Source organism: Streptomyces sp. NPDC058001, from assembly GCF_042886315.1.
Lineage (GTDB): Bacteria > Actinomycetota > Actinomycetes > Streptomycetales > Streptomycetaceae > Streptomyces.
The window spans coordinates 594,614-616,755 of the sequence record NZ_JBHVQT010000001.1 but is presented as its reverse complement, the minus strand read 5'-3'; the positions used below and the strand labels follow the sequence as shown (position 1 = coordinate 616,755).

Genomic DNA, 22,142 nt, shown 5'->3' with positions numbered 1-22,142 from the left:
GCGGTCAGCCGGCACAGGTCACTCGTCCTCGAACCACGCGTCCAGCGCCTTGTCCAGGCGTGCCGTCCACTCCTTGAGGTCGGAACGCGCCGGTGCCTCGACCTCGTTGGGGTACCAGCGTCGGTCCGGCGTGTGGACGAGGACGGTGAACCGCTTCCCGAACCGGGGCGTCTCGTACTCGACCGCGCCGATCTCGTCCCACCGCCATTCGGCGGTCTGGTCGTCCAGTTCGAACCGTACGCCGTCCCGGTCCACCGTGATCGAACCTCGGCGGTCGGAGACGGCGAAGACGGGGTCGTCGGCATCGGCATCGGCGTCAGCGGTGCCTTCATCGTCAGCGTCGTCGTCGCCGTCCACCGCCTTGCCGGATTCGGCATCGGTATCGGCATCGGCTTCGGGCTCGGCATCGGTTTCGGGCTCCGACTCCGGTACGTCGGTCTCCGCCACCGGTTCATCCGGCTCGGCCGGTACCTCCGGTTCCGTCGGCTCCGGCTCCGACCGCTCAGTTTCCTGAGCCTTCGGTGCCGGGGCCTTGGCGGCCGTAACGCCGGCCGAGGACGTCACGAGGCCGGGGACGTGCGCCGGATCGAGCGCGGCGGCGTCGACGAGCGAGGGGTTCTTGCCTATGGGCTGCTCCACGGCACCGCAGTATGGCCGACGATCCTGTGACGCGCAGGACCGGGGTGGACATTCGGCGCCCCCGGCTGTCCGGTAAAGGCCGGACCAGGCCGAAGTAAAGCCCGGCCCAAGCCCGGCCCGAGGCGGCCCGAGTCCCCCGAAGAAGCAGGTACGACGGGCCCCGGCCGCTCAGACGAACAGGCTCAACAGCGCCGCCATCGCGAAACCGGCCACCGACAGAACCGACTCAAGAACCGTCCACGACTTGAGCGTGTCGCGCTCGCTGATGCCGAAGTACTTGGCCACCATCCAGAACCCGCCGTCGTTGACGTGCGAGGCGAAGATGGAGCCCGCCGAGATGGCCATGATGACGAGGGCGACGAACGCCTGCGAGTGGCCGCCGTTCTCCAGGAGCGGCAGCACGATCCCGGCGGTCGTGACGATCGCGACGGTCGCGGAGCCCTGGGCGACCCGCAGCACCAGCGAGATCAGATACGCAAGGACGATGATCGGCAGACCGACATCGCTGAAGGTGTCCGAAAGCGCCTGCGCGACCCCGCTGCCCTTCAGCACGGCACCGAAGATCCCGCCCGCGCCGACGACCAGCAGGATGTTGCCGACCGGCTTCAGGGACGAAGTGGACACCGTCTCCAGGGACTTGCGGGACCATCCGCGGCGCAGCCCGAGCAGCCAGTACGCGAGGAGCAGCGCGATCGTCAGGGCGACGAAGGGGTGCCCGAAGAACTCGACGACCGAGCGGAGCGTCGACGGGTCGAGGGCGATGGACGAGAAGGTGGCGAGGAGGATCAGGAGCAGCGGCGTACCGATGATGGCGAGGACCACTCCGAGCGGTACGGGCTTCTCGCGGGGCGTCACTCCCTCGGCGCGCTGCTCGTCGGCGACGGCCTTCTTGGCCTCGTCGGCGGCCTCGACCATGTCCTGCGGTACGGCGACGAACAGCCGCCTGCCGATCCACGCGGAGTACCCCCACGCCACGACGACGGCGGGCAGACCGCAGACGACGCCCATGAGGATGACCCAGCCGAGGTCGACGTCGAGCAGTGCGGCGGCGGCGACGGGGCCGGGGTGCGGCGGCAGGAACGCGTGTGTCATCGACAGACCCGCGAGCAGCGGCATGCAGTACAGCAGGATCGACTTGCCGGAGCGTTTGGCCGCCGCGTAGACGATCGGTGCGAGGACGAAGATGCCGACGTCGAAGAAGACCGGGATGCCGAAGATGAGGCCGGTGAGGCCCATGGCGAGCGGGGCGCGGCGCTCGCCGAAGAGGTTGAGCAGCCGGGACGCCAACACCTCGGCGCCGCCCGACACTTCGAGGATCGCGCCGAGCATGGTACCGAGGCCGATGATGATGGCGACATGGCCGAGGATGCCGCCCATGCCGCTCTCGATGAGCGAGACGGCGTCCGACTTCTGGACGGTGCCGAAGAGTTCGGTGACGGAGAGTCCGGCCGCGAGGCCGACGGCTATGGAGACGGCGAGCAGCGCGACGAACGGCTGGAGCCTGACCTTGATGATCAGGAAGAGCAGCAGCAGGATGCCGAGCGCGGCGACGGTCAGCAGTCCGGCGGTGCCGGATATGAGGGCGAGCAGACCGCCGGTGTGGGGTGGGGTCTCGGCGGCGGGTGTTGCGGCGAGGAGGAGGGACATGGGGGGCCTCGGCAATCAGTGGGGCTTTCGGGCAGGGGGGATCGCGGCACGGCGCCCCGGGAAGGGACACCGCGCCGTGTTCGGGCGGGCGGGGAGGGGCGTCAGCCCAGGACGGCCAGGGCGTCGATCTCGATGAGGAGACCCTTGGGCAGCCCGACGTACACGGTCGTACGGGCGGAGGCGGGGGCCGTCAGCCCCTGCTCCTCGAAGTACGCGTTGTAGATCTCGTTCATCTCCGCGAAGTGGTCCACGTCCGTGAGGTAGACGCGTGTCATCATCACGTCGTCCCAGGTCGCGCCGCCCTCTTCGAGGATCGCCTTGACGTTGGCGAAGGTCTGGAGGGTCTGCTCGCGCAGGGTCGGCCCGGCGGGCGTCGACGGCTGCCCCTCGACGGCCGGCAGGAACCCGACCTGCCCGGCGACCTGGAGGATGTTCCCCTTGCGGACGCCGTGCGAGAACTTCGCGGGCGGCACGGTGTGCGTGGCGGGCGTGAGGGCGATCTTCTCGGCGCCGGTCGTCTCGGTGCCGGTCTGGTCGGTCATGGACGGTCCTTCGGTTCACTGGGCGGGGCGGGTGTGCTGCCGGAGTACTCGCGGCTGATGGCGTCGGCGGTACGGCGTACCAGCGGCAGCAGGGTGAGGAGTTCCTCGGCGGTGACGACGACGTTCGGCGCGGACACCGACATGGCGGCGACGACCCGGCCGTCCGCGCCGCGGATGGGGGCGCCGACGCAGTTGATGGACTCCTCGTGGCCACCGAGGTCGGTGGCCCAGCCCTGTTCGCGTACGGTCGCCAGCTCCTTGAGGAAGGCGGCGGCGTTCGGTGTCGAACGGGCTGTGTACAGGGGGTAGTCGAGCTTGTCCGCGAGGGCGCGGCGCTCGGCCTCGGGGAGGTCGGCGAGGAGCAGCTTGGCGACGGCGGCGACGGTGAGGGCGACGGGCTTGCCGATCCGCGAGTACATCCGTACCGGATAGCGGCTCTCCACCTTGTCGATGTAGAGGACCTCGTTCTCCTCGTAGACCGCGAGGTGGACGGTGTGGCCGCACTTCTCGTTCAGGGCGAGGAGGTGCGGGTGGGCGATCTCGCGGACGTCGAGGTTCTCGACGGCTTCCTGGGCGAGCGCGAAGAGGCGGGCGCCGAGCCGGTAGCGCTGGTCGGACTGGCGGTAGACGAGGCCGTGTTCGTGGAGGGTGCGCAGCAGCCGCAGCGCGGTCGACTTGTGCACCCCGAGGCGTTCGGCGACCTGGCCGAGGTCGGCGGGTCCCTCGGCGAGCAGCGGCAGGATGGACAGCGCGCGGTCGACGGTCTGGCTCATGGCGTACGTACCTCCTCGTCGGCACTCCGGGCTGCCTCTGTCCAGCCGGGGCCGAGTCGAAGTGTCCCCCACGCGGTGTCGTCGAGTGCGGCCAGGCGGTCGGCGTGGTCGCGGGCGGGCGGGGTGCCGAGGTCGCCGGGGACGGTGAGCGCGGCGGCGGCCATCAGATGGCCGTGGCGCAGCCGGTCGCGTACGGGGAGGCCGCGCAGGGTGGCGGAGAGGAATCCGGCGGCGAAGGCGTCCCCGGCGCCGACCGGTACGACGACGTCGACGCGGAGGGCGGGTACGGAGGTGACGGTGGCGGCGGCGTCGAAGGCGGTGGCGCCGTGGGCGCCCTGCTTGACGACGAGGAGGCGGGGTTCGGGCAGGGCCGCGCGGATCGCGGCGGGGCCGCCGGTGATGCCCCAGGCGGCGCGGGCCTCGTCCTCGCCGACGAAGACGAGGTCGCTCGCGCGGGCCAGGCCGAGCAGGATCTCGCCGGCCGCGGCCGGGTCGCGCCAGAGGCTGACGCGGTAGTTGACGTCGAAGGAGACGAGGGGGCGGCCGGGGCGGGGCGCGGTGAGGGCGCGGAGCAGGGCGAGGCAGTCGGCGGAGAGCGCGGCGGTGATGCCGGAGAGGTGCAGGACGCGCCCGGAGAGGACGGCTGCGAGGTCGACGGTGTCGGGGGACATGGCGGACGCGGCGGAACCGGCGCGGTAGTAGACGACCTCGGCGAGGGGTGGGGGGCCGCCGGGGCCGGGGGTGGCGGGCTCGGAGCCGGCCGGTTCAGTCGGCCGTTCCCCCGCCGTACGGAAATAGACGCCGGTGGGCCGGTGCGGGTCGCGGCGGACGGCGCTCGTGTCAACCCCGTACGAGGCGATCTCCTCGACCAGGTGGGTGCCGAAGCCGTCGGTGCCGACCCGGCTGACCCAGCGGGCGCGGTGTCCGGCGCGGGCGAGGCCGCAGGCGACATTGGACTCGGCGCCGCCGATGCCGCGCTCGAAGGAGGGTACGTCGGCGAGGCGGCCCGGCCGGGTGGGCAGAAAGGTGACCATGGACTCGCCGAGCGCGACGACGTCGGCCTCGACATCGGCGGTGGCTCCGGCGGTGGTTCCGGGTGCGGTCACGGCGGTCACGGCAGTCTGGCTCCTCGCTGGTTCCCGTCGCCGGGAGGCGCCCGGCTCCGTTGACCCGGCGTCCGCTGGGATGTTAGACAGCGGTGAGCGACATGCGCAATCGGTGTTGCGCATAATGCAACGCGATACGTTCGTCCGTTATGTGCCCGACCGCCTATCGAGGAGGCTCCATGGCCGCCGAAGCACGTACTGCTCGGACCCCGCTGGCCGCTCCGTCCGCGCCGGCCGCCCTGGCGGCTCTGGCCGACGAACGGATCGACCACCGCTTCAAGGGGCTGCCGCCGGACGCCGACGGGCTGACGGTGGGCGAGCTGGCGGCTCAGCGCCGGAACCTCTTCACGGGCGGTTTCACGACCCCGGTCCTCGCCCTGTCCGCCGAGGGCCTGGAACACAACCTGGCGCTGATGGAGACGTACGCGACTCGGCACGGGCTGGCGTTCGCGCCGCACGGCAAGACCTCGATGGCGCCGCAACTGTTCGCGCGGCAGCTCGACCGCGGGGCGTGGGGCATCACACTGGCGGTGCCCCACCAGGTGCGCGTGGCAAGGGCGTTCGGGGTCGGCCGGATCTTCCTGGCGAACGAACTCGTCGACGCGGCGGCCCTGCGCTGGCTCTCCACCGAACTGGACCGGGACCCCGACTTCCGCTTCATCTGTTACGTGGACTCGGTACGGGGCGTGGAGCTGATGGACGCCGCGCTGCGGGACGCCGGGGCGGGGCGGCCGGTGGACGTGGTGGTGGAACTGGGCGCGGGCCCCGGGGCCCGGACCGGCGCCCGCACGGAATCGGACTGCACGGCGGTCGCGGACGCGGTGGCGGATGCGGCGACGCTACGGCTGGTGGGCGTGGCGGGATACGAGGGCGAGGTACCGGGCGCCACATCGGAACGGGTACGGGAGTGGCTGCGCCGGCTGGTCGGGCTCGCGGTCGCCTTCGACGGGGAGGGGCGGTTCGCGGGGGCCGACGAGGTGGTGGTGAGCGCGGGGGGAAGCGCGTGGTTCGACGCGGTGGCGGAGGTCTTCGAGGAGACCCCGGAACTCTCCCTCCCTGTCCTGAAGTTGCTGCGCTCCGGTGCGTACGTATCACACGACGAGGGCCACTACCTCCGTCTGACGCCGTTCAACCGGGTACCGGAGGAGGGCGCGCTGCACCCCGCCTTCCGCCTCTGGACCCAGGTGGTGTCCCGCCCGTCCCCGGACCAGGCTTTCGTGAACGCGGGAAAGCGGGACGCGGCCTACGACTTGGACCTGCCGGCGGTACGGGAGGTACGGGGCGAGGCGGACCCGACGGCCATCGAGCTGACGGCCCTCTCGGACCAACACGGGTGGCTCCGCACGGAACCGGGAGCTGACCTGGCGGTCGGCGACTGGGTGGGCCTGGGCCTCTCGCACCCGTGCACAACCTTCGACAAATGGAACCTGATCCCCCTGACCGAACAGGACGGCACGGTAACGGACTACATCCGCACCTTCTTCTAATTCTTTTCCCCACCCACCCACCCTCATTTCCCACCGGAACGGATGGGGCCAGGCGGGTGCGAAAACGCACCACGCACGGACCCGCAGCCGCCGGCGGCGCTCCACCCCGGGAGGGTCCACCCGCACCCGCCCACGACCTGCACGGTGGGTGCACCACCCACGGACCGGAAGCCGCCGGCGGTGGTCCACCCCGGGAGGGGCCACCCGCACCCGCCCACGGTCCGCACGGGTGGTGCGGGTGGGAGCACGATCCGGCCGAAGGCCGGGAGCACCACGCACGGACCCGCAGCCGCCGACGGTGGTCCACCCCGGAAGGGGCCACCCGCACCCGCCCACGGTCCGCACGGGTGGGCGGGTGGGAGACACAACAAGCCAACGGCACGGAGGACCCCCCATGGACCTAGTCATCCGCGACGCCCAACTGATCGACGGCACCGGAACCCCCGCCCGCAGAGCAGACGTCACCGTCCACGCAGGCCGCATCACCGAGATCCGCGAAGAAGGAACGGGCCCCCGCCCCACAGGGACCCGAACCCTCGACGCCCAGGGACTGACCCTCACCCCGGGTTTCATCGACATGCACGCCCACAGCGACCTGGCCCTCCTCCGGGACCCGGAACACACGGCCAAGGCGGCACAGGGCGTCACCCTCGAAGTCATCGGCCAGGACGGCCTGTCGTACGCCCCGGTGGACGACGAATCCCTCACCCACATCCAGCGCACGATCGCCGGCTGGAACGGCACGGACGGCGTCGACTTCACCTGGCGCACGGTCGCGGAGTACCTGGACACCCTGGACCGTGCCCACGGCGGTGAGGGCATCGCGGTGAACGCCGCGTACCTCCTCCCCCAGGGCACGATCCGTATGCTCGCGGTCGGCTGGGAGGACCGCGAGGCCACCCCGGCCGAACTGGACCGGATGCGCCACGAGGTGGCGAAGGGCATGCGCGAGGGCGCCGTAGGCATGTCGTCGGGTCTGACCTACACACCCGGCATGTACGCGAAGAACACGGAACTGACCGAACTCTGCAAGGTGGTCGCGGCCCACGGCGGGTACTACTGCCCCCACCACCGCAGCTACGGCGCCGGCGCGCTCCAGGCGTACGAGGAGATGATCGACCTCACCCGGGATGCGAACTGCCCCCTGCATCTGGCCCACGCCACCATGAACTTCGGCGTGAACAAGGGCAAGGCGCCCGACCTGCTCGCCCTCCTGGACGGCGCCCTCGCCGAGGGCGCCGACATCACCCTCGACACGTACCCGTACACCCCGGGCTGTACAACTCTCGTGGCGATGCTGCCGAGTTGGGCGAGCGAGGGCGGCCCGGAGGCGACGCTGGCCAGGCTCCGGGACGAGGAGACGGCGGAACGCATCCGGCACCACATGGAGGTCATCGGCGCGGACGGCTGCCACGGCGTACCGATCGACTGGGACACCATCGAGATCTCGGGCGTGAGCACGGGCGCCCCGGACCTGGCCGGGTACGTCGGCAGCACGGTCCGGCAGTCGGCCACCCGCCTCGGAGAGGAACCGTGGACGACGGCCCGCCGCCTCCTCATCGCCGACCGCCTCGGCCCGACGATCCTCCAGCACGTCGGACACGAGGAGAACGTGCGCGCGATCATGCGGCACCGTGTCCACACCGGCGGCTCGGACGGCATCCTCCAGGGCGACAAGCCGCACCCGCGCGCGTACGGGACGTTTCCGCGGTATCTTGGCCGGTACGTAAGGGAGTTGGGCGTCCTCGGCCTGGCGGAGTGCGTGGCCCATCTGACCTCGCGTCCCGCCGCCCGCCTGGGCCTCACCGACCGGGGTGTGGTCCGCGAGGGCTACCGCGCCGACCTGGTCCTGTTCGACGCGGACACGATCGCCGCGGGCTCGACCTTCGACGCCCCCCGCACCCTGCCCACCGGCATCCCGCACGTCCTGATCGACGGCCGTTTCGTCATCGAGGACGGCCACCGCACGGACACCCTCGCGGGCCGCACCGTACGCCACATGTGAGGGGGGCGCCGCCGGTCGCCGACGGACTAGCGCCGCTTCCCGCGCAGCCGCTGAATCATCAGCGCGGTCTCCGCGAGGGCTCTACGGCGGAGCGACTCGATCTCGGGGTCGTGCACGTTCCACGCGTGTTCGAGGGCGTGCTCCCGGTAGAGCGTGCACGCGTCGCCGTCCGGCCCGCCCTCGGTCTCGCACCAGGGAAGGGACTCGAACCGCATGATGCCGCCGGTGTCCCAGCGGGCCCACAGCGGCGGTGCCATACCGTCGGGCCAGTCCCATGCGTGGTCGGCGTGCTCGCCCTTGTGCCAGAGTCCGAGTTCGCACCGGACCCGCAGGGGCGCGTAGCCGAGATCGTTGCCGTAGACCCGCCCTTGTCCGGCGAGGATGGCGAAGAGGAGAGCGGCGCGCGGCACATCGGCTGCGGCTTTGCATTGACGCATGAGGGGCCTATCCGAGGTGGGCGGTCGGCACGTTCCAGAAGTCGCCGTGAGGGGACTGGTGCCAGAGCGTGTGTTGTCCGTCCGGGCCGACCGTGAGGCCGAATTGATCCCAGGTGGGCTTCGAGTTCGCGATCCACCAGCACCACATCATCTCTACGACTTCCCAGAAGCCCTGGCCGTGGTCCTGGTAGGTGCCCCTGATGTCGCTGCCGTCGCCGCCGTCCCGGTAAGTGACCTCGCCCCAGTGGCCGTTGGGCATCGTCAGGCGGCGCGTCCGCCGACCGTCCTCCGTTCCGTACTGGAGGTCCAGGCCGGGAAGTCGGGCGGACAGCAGGAACTTCAGGTGGTAGTTGTCGAAGTCCTCGATGGGGATGGCGGAGACGCCATCGGAGTGCTCGCTGAGGTCTGCCCCCACGGGCTTGGCGTCGCGCCTGGCCGGCATGAAGGACCCGCCGTCCTTCGTGAAGCGGCCCGTGAGGGTTCCATCGGGCTGAGCTTCCAGAAGAACGAGACCGGCGCTCAGGGGGCCGAACACGTTGGCGATGAGCTTGCCGCCCGGTGCGAGCGCCCTTCGGACCGAGTCCGTGACGTACGGCAGCCCGAAAGAGAAGATGATCTTGTTGAACTGTTTCGGCCACCGCGACGAAGTGGCGTCGGCTTCGATGATCGTGGGCAGGTGGCCCAGTTCGTCCAGGCGTTCCCCAGCGGCCTCCGTACCGCTGATGTCGCTTGCCACGAGTTGGCTCTGTTCGTTCACCAGTTTCAGGATGAGCGCGGCTTGATATCCGGTGCCCAGGCCCGCGTCCAGAACGTCGTCGTCGGGCTCGATGCCGAGATCTTCGAGCATGCGAACCGTGAGGCTCGGCTGAGTACTCGAAGACGTGGGGACACCGTGCCAGCCACCCTCAACTCGCTCGCCGGCGCCCAGCTCGGTGACCAGGGAGGCATTCGTGTAGATCGGCTCCATCCACTCGATGCCGTCCCCTTCCGCGCGCTCCCTCCACAGCGTCGGAACACCCCCGGTGTTCTGGAAGTACTTCGGCACGAAGGCATGCCGCGGAGTCGCGGCCACGGCCTCGTACACCCGCTGCGACCTGATGTCCCCGGATTCGCGCAGCGAGTCCGCCAGGGAGCGGGCCTTCGGCCCCCAGTTCAGAGATTGCACCATTCCTCCAGAACGCTAGAGATTGCCTTCGCCACAGGTAGATCAGGGGAGTTGGCCCAGGCCCATTGGCCGGACGGGTTGGCCTCCAGGAACATCCACTTCCCCGAGGGCCGCACGATGAAGTCCGCGGCGAAGTAGGCCAGATCCATCACGGCCGCGTACCGCCGCAACGACTGGAGTACGGACTTCGGTGTCTCGATCGCGGTGAGCTGGATCGAGTCGTAGTCCGAACGCCAGTCGACCCGGGCCTGATCGCTCGTCGCGTCGATGCGGGCGCAGAAGCACTCGTCTCCGATGAAGATCGCACGGACCTCGAAGTCCTTCTCGATCCGCGCCTGAAACAGGTGAGCGGTCGAGTCGACGCCTTCAAGGGCGTGAAGGTCCGCTTCCCGGGTGTAGACGGACTCGTAGCCCGCCTTGTGGGCCACGACGGGCATTCCCAGGGCCTTGGTGATGATCGGGCCATCGATCAGGCGCGCGAAGCGCCGCACGGCCTCCGCGTCCGTTGTCACCAGTGTCCGGGGAACCGACAGGCCGGCCGCGCTCGCCACCTGGAGCTGACGCGGCTTGAACTCCGCGGCCGATGCCTTGGCCGGGTGGTTGAGATACGGGGCGTCCAGGCTTGTCACGATGCCGCCGAAACCGATCCTGGCCGCCCCACGGGCGTAGTGCTCGTCGGACTCGGACAGCCCGGAGAACCTGAACGTGCCCGGCCGATTCCAGTACACGGCCTGGATGGCGGACAGCTCCACGGACCTCTCGCCGTTGGCGAGGACGCCCTCCCAGTGCCTCCCGCTGAACGTCGCGCGGAACTCCAGCTCGGTCGGGAACTCGGCCGTGTCCACGCGGAACACGGGGACCCCCGCCGAGGCCAACTCGCCGACGATCAAGTCAGTCCCGGCCTCGAACGGGTTGTCCACGATGAGGACAGTCACTCGGTGTACCCCGGGTCTCCACCCTCGTCGGACGGCGGCGGGTTCTTGTGGTCGCCGTCCGGGTTCGTCTTCCTGCTCGTGGCCATGGTGATCAGCAGCGTGCCGTCCTCCATGGACGCGGTCTGCGTCATACGGTCGTAAACGCGCGTCTCCGTGCGGGGTGCGGAGAGGTCGGAGGCCGTGAAACGAGCCCCCTGGAGCGCGTACGGGCGGACGTACGACGGCCGTTGTGCGATGGGGGCCGGCCTGCCCAACGGCAGTGCCTCGATGACGTTCATGTCGTCCTTCCGATCGTCAGGTGAGGGAACCCGCCCCCGGACCGAGCGCTAACTCTTCGGGCCGGGGACGGAGATGATGGGGCGGAAGATCTCGCGTACGGACGTCATGACCCAGGGGCCGTAGCGCTCCAGGATCAAGATGCGGCCCGAGGCCCCGCCCTTGCCGCGCATGTCGTTCACGCGGCAGAAGTGGTGGTCCAGGAGGACGTAGTCGCCCACACGGACCTCGTGGGGAGCACATCGCGCCGGCAGCGTGTGTCGCGGCCGTTCGGGCCGGTACTCGGGCGCGGCCTCGACGAGCGTGCAGCGCTTCTCCAGCACGGTCCACGTGCAGCCGACGCTGTCCTGAAGGTGCAGCACGTCACCCGAGCGCTTCCAGACGATCCCCCGCGCCGCCCGTGTGTGGTCTTGGACCACGGCCCCTACGGCGAAGCTCACGACGCTCCCTCCTTCGGGGCGTCCGCCTCCGTGGCGCCGGCCTCGGCCTTCTTGTCGGAGAGGATCTTCTCCAGGGCCTCGATCAGCTTCTCGGCGGTGGGGATGTTGATGCCGCCGAGCGCGATGAGCGGGTTCGTCGGCCCGTCCTCGCGCAGGCTCATGCTGCGGAGATTCACCCCCTGCGAGACGAGCAGGGTGTAGAGCCTCGCGTAGGCGGCCTGGGCGCGATCGAGGGGGATGTGCTCCAGGTTGATCTCGCTGCGCATGGGAGTGCGCTGGGGGAGAGAGGGGGTGGTGCGCTGCGGGGGCATGGTCGCTCGCTTCCTGGGAGAGATGAACTTCGCCGTTCCGCAACCAGGTTGAGCGAGTAACCGTACGATCACCAGGTGTAATAATTCCGAGTCCGCAACGCGAAGAAACGGAGCCGCACACATGGCGAGGCCGCCGAAGGAGCTGACGCCCGAAAAGAGCGTGGAGGACCTACTCGGGTCCAAAATCCGGAAGTTGAGACTGGCGAAGGGTTGGGATGTCACCGACCTCGCGACGAAGGTGTTCGTCAGTACTGGCCGGATCAGCTCGATCGAGACCGCGAACGACCCGCCGGGACGGGACCTGACGCTGAAGCTGGAGCAGGTGCTCGACGCCCCGAAAGGCGCCCTGTTAGAACTCCAGACACTCATCCGGGCCGAGGCGTTCAAGGACTACGCCCAGCGATTCCTTCGCGACCAGGCCCTTGCCAGGTCCATCCACGAGTTCTCGCTCGGAGTCCCGGGCCTGCTCCAGATCCCTGGCTACGCCCGCGCGCTGATGGCCGTGGACTTCACGGACAACCCCGAGGGCCTGGACGCTTCCGTTGTCCGACGAAGTGAGAGGCAAGAGGTCTTCAACAGGGAGAGTCCTCCGTGGCTGTGGGTCGCCCTTGCCGAGCCGGCCCTCCATCAGGTCCACGGCAGTCCCGAGATCATGGCCAAGCAACTCAATCACCTGCTGGAGATGGGCGAGCGGCCGAACATTCACATCCAGGTGCTCCCCGCCGAGCAGCCGGCCGTGCCCGGCTCAATCAGCCTGCTGACGCTCCAGGACGGTGCCCGAATCGCCTACGCTGAGGGGTTCAACACGGGTACCTACTACCAGGAGCCCAGTGATGTCGATAGGTTCCAGAGGATCTACGATCGCATCCAGGCAGGCGCGTTGGACATCGACGCGTCCGCACAGGCCATGAGGGACGCACGAAGGAAGCATCAGCGATGACACGGCAGACTGACTGGCACATCAGCTCGTACAGCGGCAGCAACGACAACTGTGTCGAGGTGAAGGTCGCAGACCCGAACCTCCCCGGCGTGGTCCGTGCACGCGACAGCAAAGACGCCAGCATCCCCGAGGTACGGGTCCCGACCGCAGCCTGGGGCGCCTTCGTCGACTACGTCAGCCACCCCGAGGTCTGAGGAACGTACGGAGGAAGCGCCAGCGATGACACAGCAGACTGACTGGCACATCAGCTCCTACAGCGGCAACAACGACGACTGCGTCGAGGTGAAGGTCGCAGACCCGAACCTCCCCGGCGTGGTTCGTGCACGCGACAGCAAAGACGCCAGCATCCCCGAGGTACGGGTGCCGACCGCAGCCTGGGGCGCCTTCATCGACTACGTCAGCCACCCCGAGACATGAGGGACGCACGAAGGAAGCACCAGCGATGACACAGCAGACTGACTGGCACATCAGCTCCTACAGCGGCAACAACGACGACTGCGTCGAGGTAAAGGTCGCAGACCCGAACCTCCCCGGCGTGGTCCGTGCACGCGACAGCAAGGACACCGGCATCCCCGAGGTCAGGGTCCCGACCGCAGCATGGGGCGCCTTCATCGACTACGTCAGCCACCCCGAGGTCTGAGGGACGTACGGAGGAAGCATCAGCGATGACACGACAGTCTGACTGGCACATCAGCTCGTACAGCGGCAGCAACGACGACTGTGTCGAGGTGAAGGTCGCAGACCCGAACCTTCCCGGTGTGGTTCGTGCGCGCGACAGCAAAGACGCCGGCATCCCCGAGGTCAGGGTGCAGGCCGCAGCGTGGGGCGCCTTCATCAACCACGTCAGCCACCCCGAGGTCTGAACACACGACGACCGTCCGTGCCCCGCGTCTCGCCCTGGTTCAGGCCGTCTGCGGGGCCGGGGCGAAGGTGCCGGTGGCCCGTCCTGAAAGGGCGGGCGGGTGGGATCGCCGGTTGCGTAGATCCGTTGGGGCGGGTGGGTGGGAACACCGGTCGCGTGGGGCGGGCCCCGGTGGCAGGACGGCCCCCGTGTGGGGGACAACACCGCGCAGGCCCTCCTACCCCGCCGTAAAGTTGCGGACATGCAGGTGATCCAGTCCACGAAGCTCGCCAACGTCTGTTACGAGATCAGGGGCCCCGTCCTCGAAGAGGCGATGCGCCTGGAGGCCGCGGGCCACCGCATCCTCAAGCTCAACACGGGCAACCCGGCGGCGTTCGGCTTCGAGTGCCCGCCCGAGATCCTGGAGGACATCCTCCGCAACCTCGGCGACGCCCACGGATACGGCGACGCCAAGGGCCTCCTCGCCGCCCGGCGCGCGGTCGTCATGCACAACCAGACCCTCGGCATCGAGACCGACGTGGAGCATGTCTTCATCGGCAACGGCGTCTCCGAGCTGATCGTCATGGCCATGCAGGGCCTCCTTGACGACGGCGACGAGGTCCTCGTACCGGCACCGGACTACCCCCTGTGGACGGCCGCCGTGTCGCTCTCCGGGGGGACGGCCGTGCACTACCGGTGCGACGAGCAGTCCGACTGGATGCCCGATCTGGCCGACGTCGAGCGGAAGGTCACCGACCGCACCAAGGCCATCGTCATCATCAACCCCAACAACCCCACGGGTGCCGTATACAGCGCGGCCGTCCTGCGCGGCCTGACCGACATCGCCCGCCGTCACAACCTCCTCGTCTGCTCCGACGAGATCTACGACAAGATCCTCTACGACGACGCCACGCACACCCCCACCGCCGCCGTCGCCCCGGATCTGCTGACGCTCACGTTCAACGGCATGTCGAAGGCGTACCGGGTCGCCGGTTTCCGCGTCGGATGGATGGCGATCTCCGGGCCGAGGGCGCACGCCGACTCGTACATCGAGGGTCTGACGATCCTCGCGAACATGCGGCTGTGCGCGAACATGCCGGGACAGCACGGTGTGGTCGCGGCGCTCAGCGGCCGGCAGACCATCGGCGAGCTGGTGCTGCCGGGCGGCCGGCTGAAGGAGCAGCGGGACACGGCGTACGAGCTGCTGACGCAGATCCCCGGTGTGACCTGTGTGAAGCCGAAGGGCGCGCTGTATCTGTTCCCGCGCCTGGACCCGAAGGTGTTCAAGGTCAGGGACGACCGTCAGATGGTCCTCGATCTGCTGCGCGTCGAGAAGATCATGGTGGTGCAGGGCACCGGCTTCAACTGGCCCGAACCGGACCACTTCCGGGTGGTCACGCTGCCGACCACCGCCCAGCTCACGGAGGCGGTCACCCGTATCGGCGCCTTCCTGGACGGCTACAGCCAGCCCTGACGGACCACGCGGCCCGAATCGAGCACACATTCGAATAGAGGGCGTACGGTGGTGTGGTGAGCGCGCATCTCCAAGGTTCCCTCTTCGACCAGGCCGACCCCGACGAGACCGGCGGTATCCGGCTCGGCTGCCTGGCCGCGGTGCGCCGGACCGTGCTCGGGGCGGGCGCCTGGATCGACGTACTGCCCGGCTGGCTGCACGGCGCCGACGCCCTGTTCACCCGCCTCGCGGCCGACGTCCCGTGGCGCGCCGAGCGCCGCCAGATGTACGAGAACACGGTCGACGTACCCCGCCTGCTCTGCTTCTACGGCGCCGACGACCCGCTCCCCCATCCGGTCCTGACCGAGGCCCGCACCGCCCTCACCGAGCACTACGCCGGCGAACTGCGCGAACCGTTCACCACGGCCGGGCTCTGCCACTACCGCGACGGCCGCGACAGCGTCGCCTGGCACGGTGACCGCATCGGCCGTGGCGCGCGCGAGGACACGATGGTCGCGATCCTGTCGGTCGGCGCCCCGCGCGATCTCCTGCTACGCCCCCGTGGCGGTGGCGGGCGCACCGTCCGCCGCCCGCTCGGCCACGGCGACCTGATCGTCATGGGCGGCTCCTGCCAGCGCACCTGGGAACACGCGATCCCGAAGACCACACGCGCCACGGGCCCCCGCATCAGCGTCCAGTTCCGCCCACAGGGCGTCCGCTGATGTGTCGGGTCACTTGGTCGGGTTAATTAGTCGGGTTACTTGAAGGCCGGCAGATTTCGGGTCGCCCAGTCGGCGAACGTATGCGGTGCGCGGCCCAGCAATCGCTCCACATCCGGACTGATCCGCCGCTCCGGTGGCAGCGGCTCGCCGAGGATGGACAGGGTGCCCTCGACCACCGGTTCCGGCATGAACTCCAGCATCGCGGCGCGGGCCTCCTCGCGGGTCTGTTCGATGAATCGGACCGGTTCACCGATGGCGTCGCCGATCGCCTCGGCCCGCTGCCGGGGCGTACTGAGTTCCGGTCCCGTCACCTCGTAGACCTGCCCGGCGTGTCCCTCCTCGCGCAGGGCGACGGCGGCGACCTCCGCGATGTCGACCGGATCGACCATCGGCAGACCGACGTCGCCGAAGGGCGCGGCGGCGGTGCGGTCGGTACGTATGGAGGCAGCCCAGGCGTAGGCGTTGGAGTCGAAGCCGCCGGGGCGCAGGATCGTCCAGTCCAGGCCGGATTCCCGTACCGCGTCCTCGATGGCCCGCAACGGTGCGTGGGACGGCGCGTCCGGGCGGGTTCCGGCGGCCTGGGACGACTGGAGGACGATCCGCCGCACACCGCCCGCCGCGGCGATACGGAGGAGGTCCGCCGGGTCGGGGATGTGCGCTCCGGCGCCGGAGACGAGCAGGTACAGGGCGTCCGCCCCGATAACGGCGGCGCGGAGGGTGTCGGGGGCGGAGAGGTCGGCCCGGATGTGCCGGACGGACGGGGGAAGGGGGTCGCCCGGGGTATGACGGGACACGGCGGTCACCTGCTCGCCGGCCTCGGCGAGGGCCCGGACCAGGGGACGGCCGACGTTTCCGGTGGCTCCAGTGATGACGATCATGCTGCTGCTCTCCCATGGTTCGCGTTGTTCGCGGTGTGTTCGTCAACGACCCTCGCCCGCAAACTGGCCACCTTCTGGCCACTTTCTGAAGGAGAATGCGGAAGATGAAGGCCGAAGATGAGAGCTGACCGTCTAGTGGCGACCCTCCTGTTCCTCCAGACCCGGGGGAGGGTGACCGCGGCGCAGGTGGCGACGGAACTCGGGGTGGCCGAGCGGACCGCGCGGCGCGATCTGGAGGCGCTGGCGAGCGCGGGTGTCCCGGTGTATTCGCAGCCGGGGCGCGGCGGCGGCTGGTCGCTGGTCGGCGGCGCCCGTACCGATCTGACCGGGCTGACCGCGACCGAGATCAGGGCGCTGTTCCTGGTGGCGGGCCCGTCGGCCGTGACGCCCGAACTACGCACGGCGCTGCGGAAGTTGGTACGGGCCCTGCCGGCACCGCTGCGTCCGGACGCCGAGGCCGCGTCGCGCGCCGGTGTCACCGACGGCACGGACTGGTCCCGTACCGAGGTGACGGCGTCCGAGCCCCATCTCGACGCGCTGCGCCGGGCGGTGCTGGACGGGACGGTGGTACGGCTCGGCTACGCGGGACCCGGCAGGCCGACCGGCGAGCGGACGGTGCATCCGCTGGGGCTGGCGTCCAAGGCGGGGGTCGAGTACCTCGTCGCGGGGACCGAGCGGGGGACCCGGACGTTCCGGCTGAGCCGGGTCACGTCGGTCGAGCCGACCGGTGAGCCCGTGGTACGGCCGGACGGCTTCGACCTGGCCACGGAGTGGCGGACCCTGGCCGGACGGATGGAGGACCGGATGCGGGCCGCGACCGTACGGGCACGGGCCGAACCGGGCGCCGGACCGCTCCTCGACCGAATGTTCGGCGCCCGGCTACGGGTGACGGGCCGCGACCCCGACGGCTGGCTCGCCATCCACCTCGACGGCCCCTCCCCCGAGATCCTCGCCTCCCAACTAGCGGGCCTAGGCACCCGAATAGAAATCCTGACCCCACCGGAAACAAGGACCCACCTGGCCCGCCTGGGCACCGAACTCACCGGTCTGTACGGCGGCGACACACCGGTCTCAGCGGGTGCCGGGTCGCCGGGTTCGACGGATGTCGGGTCGCCGGGTTCGGCGGACGCCGGGTCGCCGGGTTCGGCGGATACCGGATCGCCGGGATCAGCGGACGCCGGGTCATCGGGTCCGGCGGACGCCGAGCCGCCACATTCGGCAGACGCCGGGACGCCGGGTCCGCCGCACGCCGGGAAACCGGACTCGGCAGATGCCGGGTCATCGGGTCCGGCAGGCGCCGAGCCTCCGCATCCGGCGGACGCCAGGTTGCCAGGTTCGGCGGACGCCAAGAAACCGGACTCGGCAGATGCCGGGGCGCCGGATTCGCCAGACGCCGGGACGCCGCCCACCGGCACCCCCGCCCCGCCCCACCACACCCAGCAGCCGCGGCAAGCGCCCTGAAACCGGCGCGGCGCTGTGACACATGCGGCTCCACCGCACGAGCACCCAGAACCCACAAGGCCCAGCGCGACACATGCCCCTGAAAGGGGCGCGGGGAACTGCGCACCCAGCCGACCATCCAGAACCCACAAGGCCCAGCGCGGCACACGCCCCTGAAAGGGGCGCGGGGAACTGCGCACCACCCACCACGACCCGCAGCTCCCCCACCACCCCAACCAGCCGACCACCCCCGCACCGACCTCCCAGAACCTGAAAGCCCCGGCACGACAAGCGCCCCTGAAGGGGCGCGGGGAACTGCGCACCCAACCGACCATCCAGAACCCACAAATCCCGGCGCGACACACGCCCCCTGAAAGGGGCGCGGGGAACTGCGCACCACCCACCCACCACCCGCACCCCCCAATCCGGTCAACCCAGCGGAGCGCTACCGCGTGAGCCCCCCCACAATCGTCCTCAACGTCCGCTCCACCACCCCATCCCGCTCCCCGGAGGGCAACCGCGCCAACGGCCCATCAAGAATCAGCAGCGACAGTCCGTGAACCCCCGCCCACGCCGCGATCTCCGCCGCGGCCCGGTTCTCCGGCCGCATCCGACCCGCCGCCACCAACTGGTCAAGCACCTCGGAGAGTTGCGCGAACGCCGTCAGTTCCGGCGTGTCCCCGGCCGCCGAGAGGCCGGTGAAGTCGCTGCCGTCCATGTCGGGCGACCGGCAGAAGGCGGTGCGGTAGAGCCCCGGGTGCTCGATCGCGAAGCGAACGTACCCTCGGCCGACCGCCTCGGTCCTGCGTACCGCCTCGTCCCCCGGATCATCCAGTGCCGGCACACTCCCCACCGCATCCGTCATCGACGCGGCGAGCGCCAACTGCGCCCGGACCTTCACGGCATGGAGGAGATCACCCTGCCCGGTGAAATGGCGGTACGCGGCGGTCGGTGAGACGCCGACGTCGCGGGCCGCCTCGCGCAGGACGACCCGTTCGGGACCGCCCTCGGCGGCGAGTTCGACGGCGGCCTCGATCAGCGCGTTGCGAAGGTCGCCGTGGTGATAGCGGGACTTGCCGCCCTTGATCGATGCCATGAACCCCATCCTGCCCGAGTCCCGTACCCCGCCCCCACCTCTCCCTCCCCGCCCGACTCGCCCCACCCCCTCCAATGTTGACGCCGTTAACTTCCTGTGCCACCGTCAATGTTAACGTCGTAAACATGCGGAGGCGATGACCGTGCTCGACCGAATTGCCGAGCTGTCCCTGAAGCGGGGCAGACTCGTGCTGACACTGACCGTGGTGGCCGTCGTCGCCATGGGGGCCATCGGCTTCGGAGCGTTCGGCAAGCTCCTGGGCGGCGGCTTCGAGGATCCGAGCGCGCCGTCGACCCGCGCTCAGGAACTGATGGACGACAAGTTCGGCGGCGAGACCAACCTGGTCCTCCTGGTCGAGGCCGACGGCGGCGCCATCGACTCCCCGGCCGCCGAGCAGGCGGGCCGCACCCTGACCGAACGGCTCAAAAACGAGCCCACGGTGGCGAACGTCGTCTCGTACTGGGACACCGGCCGGGACACCGGCGCGTCCGCGCTGACCTCCCGGGACGGCAAGTCGGCGCTCGTCCTGGCCCATGTCAAGGGCGACGAGACCACGCAGGCCGACAACGCCGCCGAAGTCATCGACACGTACACCGGCGACCGGGACGGCGTGACCGTACGGGCCGGTGGTGCCGCCGCCGTCGGGGACGAGGTGCCCACCCAGGTCGCCAAGGATCTCGTACTGGCCGAGACGATCGCCGTGCCGCTGATCCTCATCCTGCTCGTGATCGCGTTCGGCAGCGTCGTCGCGGCGCTGCTGCCCCTGATCGTCGGGGTGATCGCGATCTTCGGCACCTTCGCCGAACTGTTCGTCCTCGGCAGCCTCACCCAGGTGTCGGTGTTCTCGATCAACCTCACCACCGCACTCGGCCTGGGCCTCGGCATCGACTACGCGCTGCTGATGATCAGCCGGTTCCGCGAACATCTGGCGGAGGGCGCCGAGGTGCCCGACGCGCTCCGGCACACCGTGCGGACCGCCGGACGGACCATCATCTTCTCGGCGGCCACCGTCGCCGCCGCACTCGCCGCGCTCCTCGTGTTCCCGCAGTTCTTCCTGCGCTCCTTCGCCTACGCGGGCATCGGTGTCGTGGTCATCTCCGCTCTGAGCGCCCTGATCGTCGTCCCCGCGCTGCTCGCCGTACTCGGCCACCGGGTCAACAACGGCCGGCTGCCCTGGGCGGACACCGTGCGCAGCGCCGAGGCCCCGCTGTGGGGGCGGCTGGCCCGTACGGTGATGCGCAGGCCCGCGCTGACCGCGCTGCCGGTCCTCGGGGTGCTGCTGCTCGCCGCGAGCCCGCTGCTCGGCGTCGTCTTCGGTACGCCGGACGAGCGGGTGCTGCCGGAGAGCGCCCAGAGCCGGCAGGTCGCGGACGCCGTGCAGCGGGACTTCACGGGCAGCGACGCGTCGGCGGTGCAGATCGTCACGACAGGACCCATGACCCCGGCCGACCTGCGGACGTACGCCACCGGTCTGTCACAACTCGACGGCACGGTACGGGTCGAGACGTCCACCGGCACCTTCAGCGAAGGCCGCTTTGCCCCGGCCGGGCCCGCGTCCGCCGCGCTGGGACGGCCCAACGCCCAGCGGATCAGCGTCGTCACCGACCTCACGCCGAAGTCGGACGCGGCTCAGCAACTGGTCGCCGCCGTACGGGGGTTGGCGGCGCCCGGCGGGGCCGAGGTCCTGGTCGGCGGCACCGACGCACGGCTGGTCGACTCGAAGGCGTCGATCGCCGACCGGCTACCGGCCGCCATCGGGCTCGTCGCGGGCTCCACCTTCGTGATCCTCTTCCTGTTCACCGGCAGCGTGGTCCAGCCGCTGCGGGCCCTGGTCCTCAACGGGATCAGCCTCACCGCCGCCATCGGCGTCATGGTGTGGATCTTCCAGGACGGCCATCTGTCCTCGCTGCTCGGCTTCACCCCGCAGCCGATGGACACCTCGATGACGGTGCTCATGTTCTGCATCGCCTTCGGCCTCTCCATGGACTACGAGGTCTTCGTCACCAGCCGCATCAAGGAGCTGCACGACGCGGGCGCCGACACCGAGACCGCCGTCACCAGCGGCCTCTCGCACACCGGACGGATCGTCACCATGGCGGCGGGGCTGCTCGCGGTGAGCTTCTTCGCCTTCGGCACGGCCGATGTCAGCTTCATCCAGATGTTCGGCCTCGGCAGCGGTCTGGCGATCCTCATCGACGCGGTCGCGGTGCGCGGGGTGCTCGTACCGGCGGCGATGCGGCTGCTGGGGCGGACGGCCTGGTACGCGCCGCGTCCGCTGCGCGCGATGCACGGCCGGTTCGGCCTCAGCGACAGCGCGCCCGCCGAAGAGCCGAGGACACCGGTCAAGGTCTGAGCCACCCGCGCGCGCGGTCGGTCACGCGGAACACCGTGTGACCGGCCGCGCGCCACACCGCATGGCCCGGCCGCGCGCCCGCCCCTCAGCCCGGTGACGCCCCCCGCTCGACATCGACGGCGGTCGGCTGCCGTAGCTCGGTCTCGGCGACGACCATGCCGGGGCAGGCCCGCCGCAGGGCCGCCACCAGCGGCGCCAACTGGACGGTCCGGTACGGGCCGTGGTACGTGGTGTGGACGCGGTCGCCCACGCACAGCCGCAGCAGGAGTTCGTCCCGCTCGGTCCGCTCGTCGTCCTGGCCGGGCTTGACGGACACCCAGGAGACCGGTCCGACCTGGAGCGGCCGGAGCGCGGTGACCGCGTCCAGCGGGTACGTACGGGTGCGCCCGTACCGCTGACGCAGGACGAGGTGGCCGGTGTCCGGCGCCACCCGGATCTCGGTCACCGAGGTCCAGGTACGGATCCAGTTCCGCGTTCCCACCGCGGTCACCACGACCGCCGCGAATCCGCAGACGAACGCCACGCCCGGCGCGAAGAAGGCGAACAGCACGGTCAGCGGGAGCAGTGGCGCGACGGGGAAGATCCCTTGTTCCAGGTACCACGGCTTGTGATCGGCTCGCCAGTGGAAGGTTCGGGCACTCGACTCGTCCATGTAC

Annotated in this window: 25 protein-coding genes; 11 read left to right on the top strand and 14 right to left on the bottom strand. The window is 70.1% G+C overall.

Annotated elements, in window-relative coordinates; translation table 11 throughout:
* Nucleotides 1-18 precede the first annotated feature (18 nt).
* The 5 genes from ACFVT5_RS02915 to ACFVT5_RS02895 form a co-directional block, all read right to left on the bottom strand.
* The gene (locus ACFVT5_RS02915; protein ID WP_389880719.1) at nucleotides 19-639 is read right to left on the bottom strand and encodes a hypothetical protein; all 621 of its coding nucleotides are present in this window, start codon (nucleotides 637-639) and stop codon (nucleotides 19-21) included.
* Between the two features lie 168 nt (nucleotides 640-807).
* The gene (locus tag ACFVT5_RS02910) at nucleotides 808-2,286 is read right to left on the bottom strand and encodes a GntP family permease (protein WP_389880717.1); all 1,479 of its coding nucleotides are present in this window, start codon (nucleotides 2,284-2,286) and stop codon (nucleotides 808-810) included.
* 101 nt (nucleotides 2,287-2,387) lie between these two features.
* A complete protein-coding gene (locus ACFVT5_RS02905) occupies nucleotides 2,388-2,828 on the bottom strand; it encodes a RidA family protein (protein WP_389880715.1) in 441 nt (146 codons plus the stop codon).
* Nucleotides 2,825-3,601 (bottom strand): IclR family transcriptional regulator, encoded by a 777-nt coding sequence (locus ACFVT5_RS02900; RefSeq protein WP_389880714.1) that lies wholly within the window; start codon nucleotides 3,599-3,601, stop codon nucleotides 2,825-2,827. Before ACFVT5_RS02900 ends, ACFVT5_RS02905 begins: the two co-directional genes overlap by 4 nt.
* Entirely contained in the window at nucleotides 3,598-4,707 is a 1,110-nt protein-coding gene (locus ACFVT5_RS02895) for a sugar kinase (RefSeq protein ID WP_389880998.1), read from the bottom strand. The genes ACFVT5_RS02900 and ACFVT5_RS02895 overlap by 4 nt, the downstream gene beginning before the upstream one ends.
* A gap of 179 nt (nucleotides 4,708-4,886) precedes the next feature.
* Here ACFVT5_RS02895 and ACFVT5_RS02890 point away from each other — a divergent pair, with 179 nt between their 5' ends.
* Nucleotides 4,887-6,194, top strand: a complete 1,308-nt coding sequence (locus ACFVT5_RS02890) for an amino acid deaminase (RefSeq protein WP_389880712.1) — start codon at nucleotides 4,887-4,889, stop codon at nucleotides 6,192-6,194.
* A 394-nt stretch (nucleotides 6,195-6,588) separates the two neighbouring features.
* Nucleotides 6,589-8,199: an amidohydrolase family protein gene (locus tag ACFVT5_RS02885; RefSeq protein WP_389880710.1), complete on the top strand. Its 1,611-nt coding sequence runs from the start codon at nucleotides 6,589-6,591 to the stop codon at nucleotides 8,197-8,199.
* A gap of 26 nt (nucleotides 8,200-8,225) precedes the next feature.
* Here ACFVT5_RS02885 and ACFVT5_RS02880 read toward each other — a convergent pair whose 3' ends face one another.
* Genes ACFVT5_RS02880 through ACFVT5_RS02855 form a run of 6 tightly spaced genes read right to left on the bottom strand, consistent with a single transcriptional unit; the run spans nucleotide 8,226 to nucleotide 11,718 of the window.
* On the bottom strand, nucleotides 8,226-8,636 hold the full coding sequence (locus ACFVT5_RS02880; RefSeq protein WP_389880707.1) for a hypothetical protein: 411 nt from the start codon (nucleotides 8,634-8,636) through the stop codon (nucleotides 8,226-8,228).
* A 7-nt stretch (nucleotides 8,637-8,643) separates the two neighbouring features.
* Complete coding sequence (locus tag ACFVT5_RS02875; protein WP_389880706.1) at nucleotides 8,644-9,804, bottom strand: hypothetical protein; 1,161 nt, start codon at nucleotides 9,802-9,804, stop codon at nucleotides 8,644-8,646.
* On the bottom strand, nucleotides 9,789-10,736 hold the full coding sequence (locus ACFVT5_RS02870; protein WP_389880704.1) for an MvdC/MvdD family ATP grasp protein: 948 nt from the start codon (nucleotides 10,734-10,736) through the stop codon (nucleotides 9,789-9,791). Before ACFVT5_RS02870 ends, ACFVT5_RS02875 begins: the two co-directional genes overlap by 16 nt.
* Nucleotides 10,733-11,014 carry a hypothetical protein gene (locus ACFVT5_RS02865; RefSeq protein WP_389880701.1) on the bottom strand — a complete coding sequence of 94 codons (282 nt, stop codon included), beginning with the start codon at nucleotides 11,012-11,014 and terminating at the stop codon, nucleotides 10,733-10,735. Before ACFVT5_RS02865 ends, ACFVT5_RS02870 begins: the two co-directional genes overlap by 4 nt.
* A gap of 48 nt (nucleotides 11,015-11,062) precedes the next feature.
* Complete coding sequence (locus ACFVT5_RS02860) at nucleotides 11,063-11,452, bottom strand: hypothetical protein (RefSeq protein WP_389880700.1); 390 nt, start codon at nucleotides 11,450-11,452, stop codon at nucleotides 11,063-11,065.
* Nucleotides 11,449-11,718, bottom strand: a complete 270-nt coding sequence (locus tag ACFVT5_RS02855; protein WP_389880697.1) for a hypothetical protein — start codon at nucleotides 11,716-11,718, stop codon at nucleotides 11,449-11,451. The genes ACFVT5_RS02860 and ACFVT5_RS02855 overlap by 4 nt, the downstream gene beginning before the upstream one ends.
* A gap of 166 nt (nucleotides 11,719-11,884) precedes the next feature.
* Between ACFVT5_RS02855 and ACFVT5_RS02850 the strand changes: the two genes are divergently transcribed.
* The 7 genes from ACFVT5_RS02850 to ACFVT5_RS02820 all read left to right on the top strand — a co-directional run bounded on the left by ACFVT5_RS02850 (nucleotide 11,885) and on the right by ACFVT5_RS02820 (nucleotide 15,719).
* Complete coding sequence (locus ACFVT5_RS02850) at nucleotides 11,885-12,703, top strand: Scr1 family TA system antitoxin-like transcriptional regulator (RefSeq protein WP_389880695.1); 819 nt, start codon at nucleotides 11,885-11,887, stop codon at nucleotides 12,701-12,703.
* Nucleotides 12,700-12,897, top strand: coding sequence for a DUF397 domain-containing protein (locus ACFVT5_RS02845; protein ID WP_389880693.1), 198 nt, complete (start codon nucleotides 12,700-12,702; stop codon nucleotides 12,895-12,897). Before ACFVT5_RS02850 ends, ACFVT5_RS02845 begins: the two co-directional genes overlap by 4 nt.
* Before the next feature lie 25 nt (nucleotides 12,898-12,922).
* Entirely contained in the window at nucleotides 12,923-13,120 is a 198-nt protein-coding gene (locus ACFVT5_RS02840; protein ID WP_389880691.1) for a DUF397 domain-containing protein, read from the top strand.
* Between the two features lie 25 nt (nucleotides 13,121-13,145).
* On the top strand, nucleotides 13,146-13,343 hold the full coding sequence (locus ACFVT5_RS02835; RefSeq protein WP_389880689.1) for a DUF397 domain-containing protein: 198 nt from the start codon (nucleotides 13,146-13,148) through the stop codon (nucleotides 13,341-13,343).
* Between the two features lie 25 nt (nucleotides 13,344-13,368).
* The gene (locus ACFVT5_RS02830; RefSeq protein ID WP_389880687.1) at nucleotides 13,369-13,566 is read left to right on the top strand and encodes a DUF397 domain-containing protein; all 198 of its coding nucleotides are present in this window, start codon (nucleotides 13,369-13,371) and stop codon (nucleotides 13,564-13,566) included.
* Between the two features lie 240 nt (nucleotides 13,567-13,806).
* Nucleotides 13,807-15,018 carry a pyridoxal phosphate-dependent aminotransferase gene (locus ACFVT5_RS02825; RefSeq protein ID WP_389880685.1) on the top strand — a complete coding sequence of 404 codons (1,212 nt, stop codon included), beginning with the start codon at nucleotides 13,807-13,809 and terminating at the stop codon, nucleotides 15,016-15,018.
* 56 nt (nucleotides 15,019-15,074) lie between these two features.
* Complete coding sequence (locus ACFVT5_RS02820) at nucleotides 15,075-15,719, top strand: alpha-ketoglutarate-dependent dioxygenase AlkB (protein WP_389880683.1); 645 nt, start codon at nucleotides 15,075-15,077, stop codon at nucleotides 15,717-15,719.
* A gap of 35 nt (nucleotides 15,720-15,754) precedes the next feature.
* On the opposite strand, the gene ACFVT5_RS02815 is transcribed toward ACFVT5_RS02820, so the two are convergent.
* Nucleotides 15,755-16,597 (bottom strand): SDR family oxidoreductase, encoded by an 843-nt coding sequence (locus tag ACFVT5_RS02815; RefSeq protein ID WP_389880682.1) that lies wholly within the window; start codon nucleotides 16,595-16,597, stop codon nucleotides 15,755-15,757.
* Nucleotides 16,598-16,714: 117 nt separating this feature from the next.
* On the opposite strand from ACFVT5_RS02815, the gene ACFVT5_RS02810 reads away from it, so the two are divergent.
* Nucleotides 16,715-18,058 carry a WYL domain-containing protein gene (locus ACFVT5_RS02810; RefSeq protein ID WP_389880680.1) on the top strand — a complete coding sequence of 448 codons (1,344 nt, stop codon included), beginning with the start codon at nucleotides 16,715-16,717 and terminating at the stop codon, nucleotides 18,056-18,058.
* Nucleotides 18,059-18,482: 424 nt separating this feature from the next.
* On the opposite strand, the gene ACFVT5_RS02805 is transcribed toward ACFVT5_RS02810, so the two are convergent.
* Nucleotides 18,483-19,133 (bottom strand): TetR/AcrR family transcriptional regulator, encoded by a 651-nt coding sequence (locus tag ACFVT5_RS02805; protein WP_389880678.1) that lies wholly within the window; start codon nucleotides 19,131-19,133, stop codon nucleotides 18,483-18,485.
* A gap of 142 nt (nucleotides 19,134-19,275) precedes the next feature.
* On the opposite strand from ACFVT5_RS02805, the gene ACFVT5_RS02800 reads away from it, so the two are divergent.
* Nucleotides 19,276-21,486 carry an MMPL family transporter gene (locus ACFVT5_RS02800; RefSeq protein WP_389880676.1) on the top strand — a complete coding sequence of 737 codons (2,211 nt, stop codon included), beginning with the start codon at nucleotides 19,276-19,278 and terminating at the stop codon, nucleotides 21,484-21,486.
* A gap of 85 nt (nucleotides 21,487-21,571) precedes the next feature.
* Here ACFVT5_RS02800 and ACFVT5_RS02795 read toward each other — a convergent pair whose 3' ends face one another.
* Entirely contained in the window at nucleotides 21,572-22,138 is a 567-nt protein-coding gene (locus ACFVT5_RS02795; RefSeq protein WP_389880674.1) for a hypothetical protein, read from the bottom strand.
* Between the last annotated feature and the right edge of the window lie 4 nt (nucleotides 22,139-22,142).

Excerpts from the sequence above, each read along its gene's own strand:
- ACFVT5_RS02795 (WP_389880674.1), bottom strand. The coding sequence starts at position 22,138 with ATGGACGAGTCGAGTGCCCGAACCTTCCACTGGCGAGCCGATCACAAG.
- ACFVT5_RS02825 (WP_389880685.1), top strand. The coding sequence starts at position 13,807 with ATGCAGGTGATCCAGTCCACGAAGCTCGCCAACGTCTGTTACGAGATC.
- ACFVT5_RS02810 (WP_389880680.1), top strand. The coding sequence starts at position 16,715 with ATGAGAGCTGACCGTCTAGTGGCGACCCTCCTGTTCCTCCAGACCCGG.
- ACFVT5_RS02865 (WP_389880701.1), bottom strand. The coding sequence starts at position 11,014 with ATGAACGTCATCGAGGCACTGCCGTTGGGCAGGCCGGCCCCCATCGCA.
- ACFVT5_RS02805 (WP_389880678.1), bottom strand. The coding sequence starts at position 19,133 with ATGGCATCGATCAAGGGCGGCAAGTCCCGCTATCACCACGGCGACCTT.
- ACFVT5_RS02855 (WP_389880697.1), bottom strand. The coding sequence starts at position 11,718 with ATGCGCAGCGAGATCAACCTGGAGCACATCCCCCTCGATCGCGCCCAG.
- ACFVT5_RS02900 (WP_389880714.1), bottom strand. The coding sequence starts at position 3,601 with ATGAGCCAGACCGTCGACCGCGCGCTGTCCATCCTGCCGCTGCTCGCC.
- ACFVT5_RS02885 (WP_389880710.1), top strand. The coding sequence starts at position 6,589 with ATGGACCTAGTCATCCGCGACGCCCAACTGATCGACGGCACCGGAACC.
- ACFVT5_RS02815 (WP_389880682.1), bottom strand. The coding sequence starts at position 16,597 with ATGATCGTCATCACTGGAGCCACCGGAAACGTCGGCCGTCCCCTGGTC.
- ACFVT5_RS02905 (WP_389880715.1), bottom strand. The coding sequence starts at position 2,828 with ATGACCGACCAGACCGGCACCGAGACGACCGGCGCCGAGAAGATCGCC.
- ACFVT5_RS02875 (WP_389880706.1), bottom strand. The coding sequence starts at position 9,804 with ATGGTGCAATCTCTGAACTGGGGGCCGAAGGCCCGCTCCCTGGCGGAC.
- ACFVT5_RS02845 (WP_389880693.1), top strand. The coding sequence starts at position 12,700 with ATGACACGGCAGACTGACTGGCACATCAGCTCGTACAGCGGCAGCAAC.
- ACFVT5_RS02835 (WP_389880689.1), top strand. The coding sequence starts at position 13,146 with ATGACACAGCAGACTGACTGGCACATCAGCTCCTACAGCGGCAACAAC.
- ACFVT5_RS02890 (WP_389880712.1), top strand. The coding sequence starts at position 4,887 with ATGGCCGCCGAAGCACGTACTGCTCGGACCCCGCTGGCCGCTCCGTCC.
- ACFVT5_RS02850 (WP_389880695.1), top strand. The coding sequence starts at position 11,885 with ATGGCGAGGCCGCCGAAGGAGCTGACGCCCGAAAAGAGCGTGGAGGAC.
- ACFVT5_RS02840 (WP_389880691.1), top strand. The coding sequence starts at position 12,923 with ATGACACAGCAGACTGACTGGCACATCAGCTCCTACAGCGGCAACAAC.
- ACFVT5_RS02910 (WP_389880717.1), bottom strand. The coding sequence starts at position 2,286 with ATGTCCCTCCTCCTCGCCGCAACACCCGCCGCCGAGACCCCACCCCAC.
- ACFVT5_RS02880 (WP_389880707.1), bottom strand. The coding sequence starts at position 8,636 with ATGCGTCAATGCAAAGCCGCAGCCGATGTGCCGCGCGCCGCTCTCCTC.
- ACFVT5_RS02830 (WP_389880687.1), top strand. The coding sequence starts at position 13,369 with ATGACACGACAGTCTGACTGGCACATCAGCTCGTACAGCGGCAGCAAC.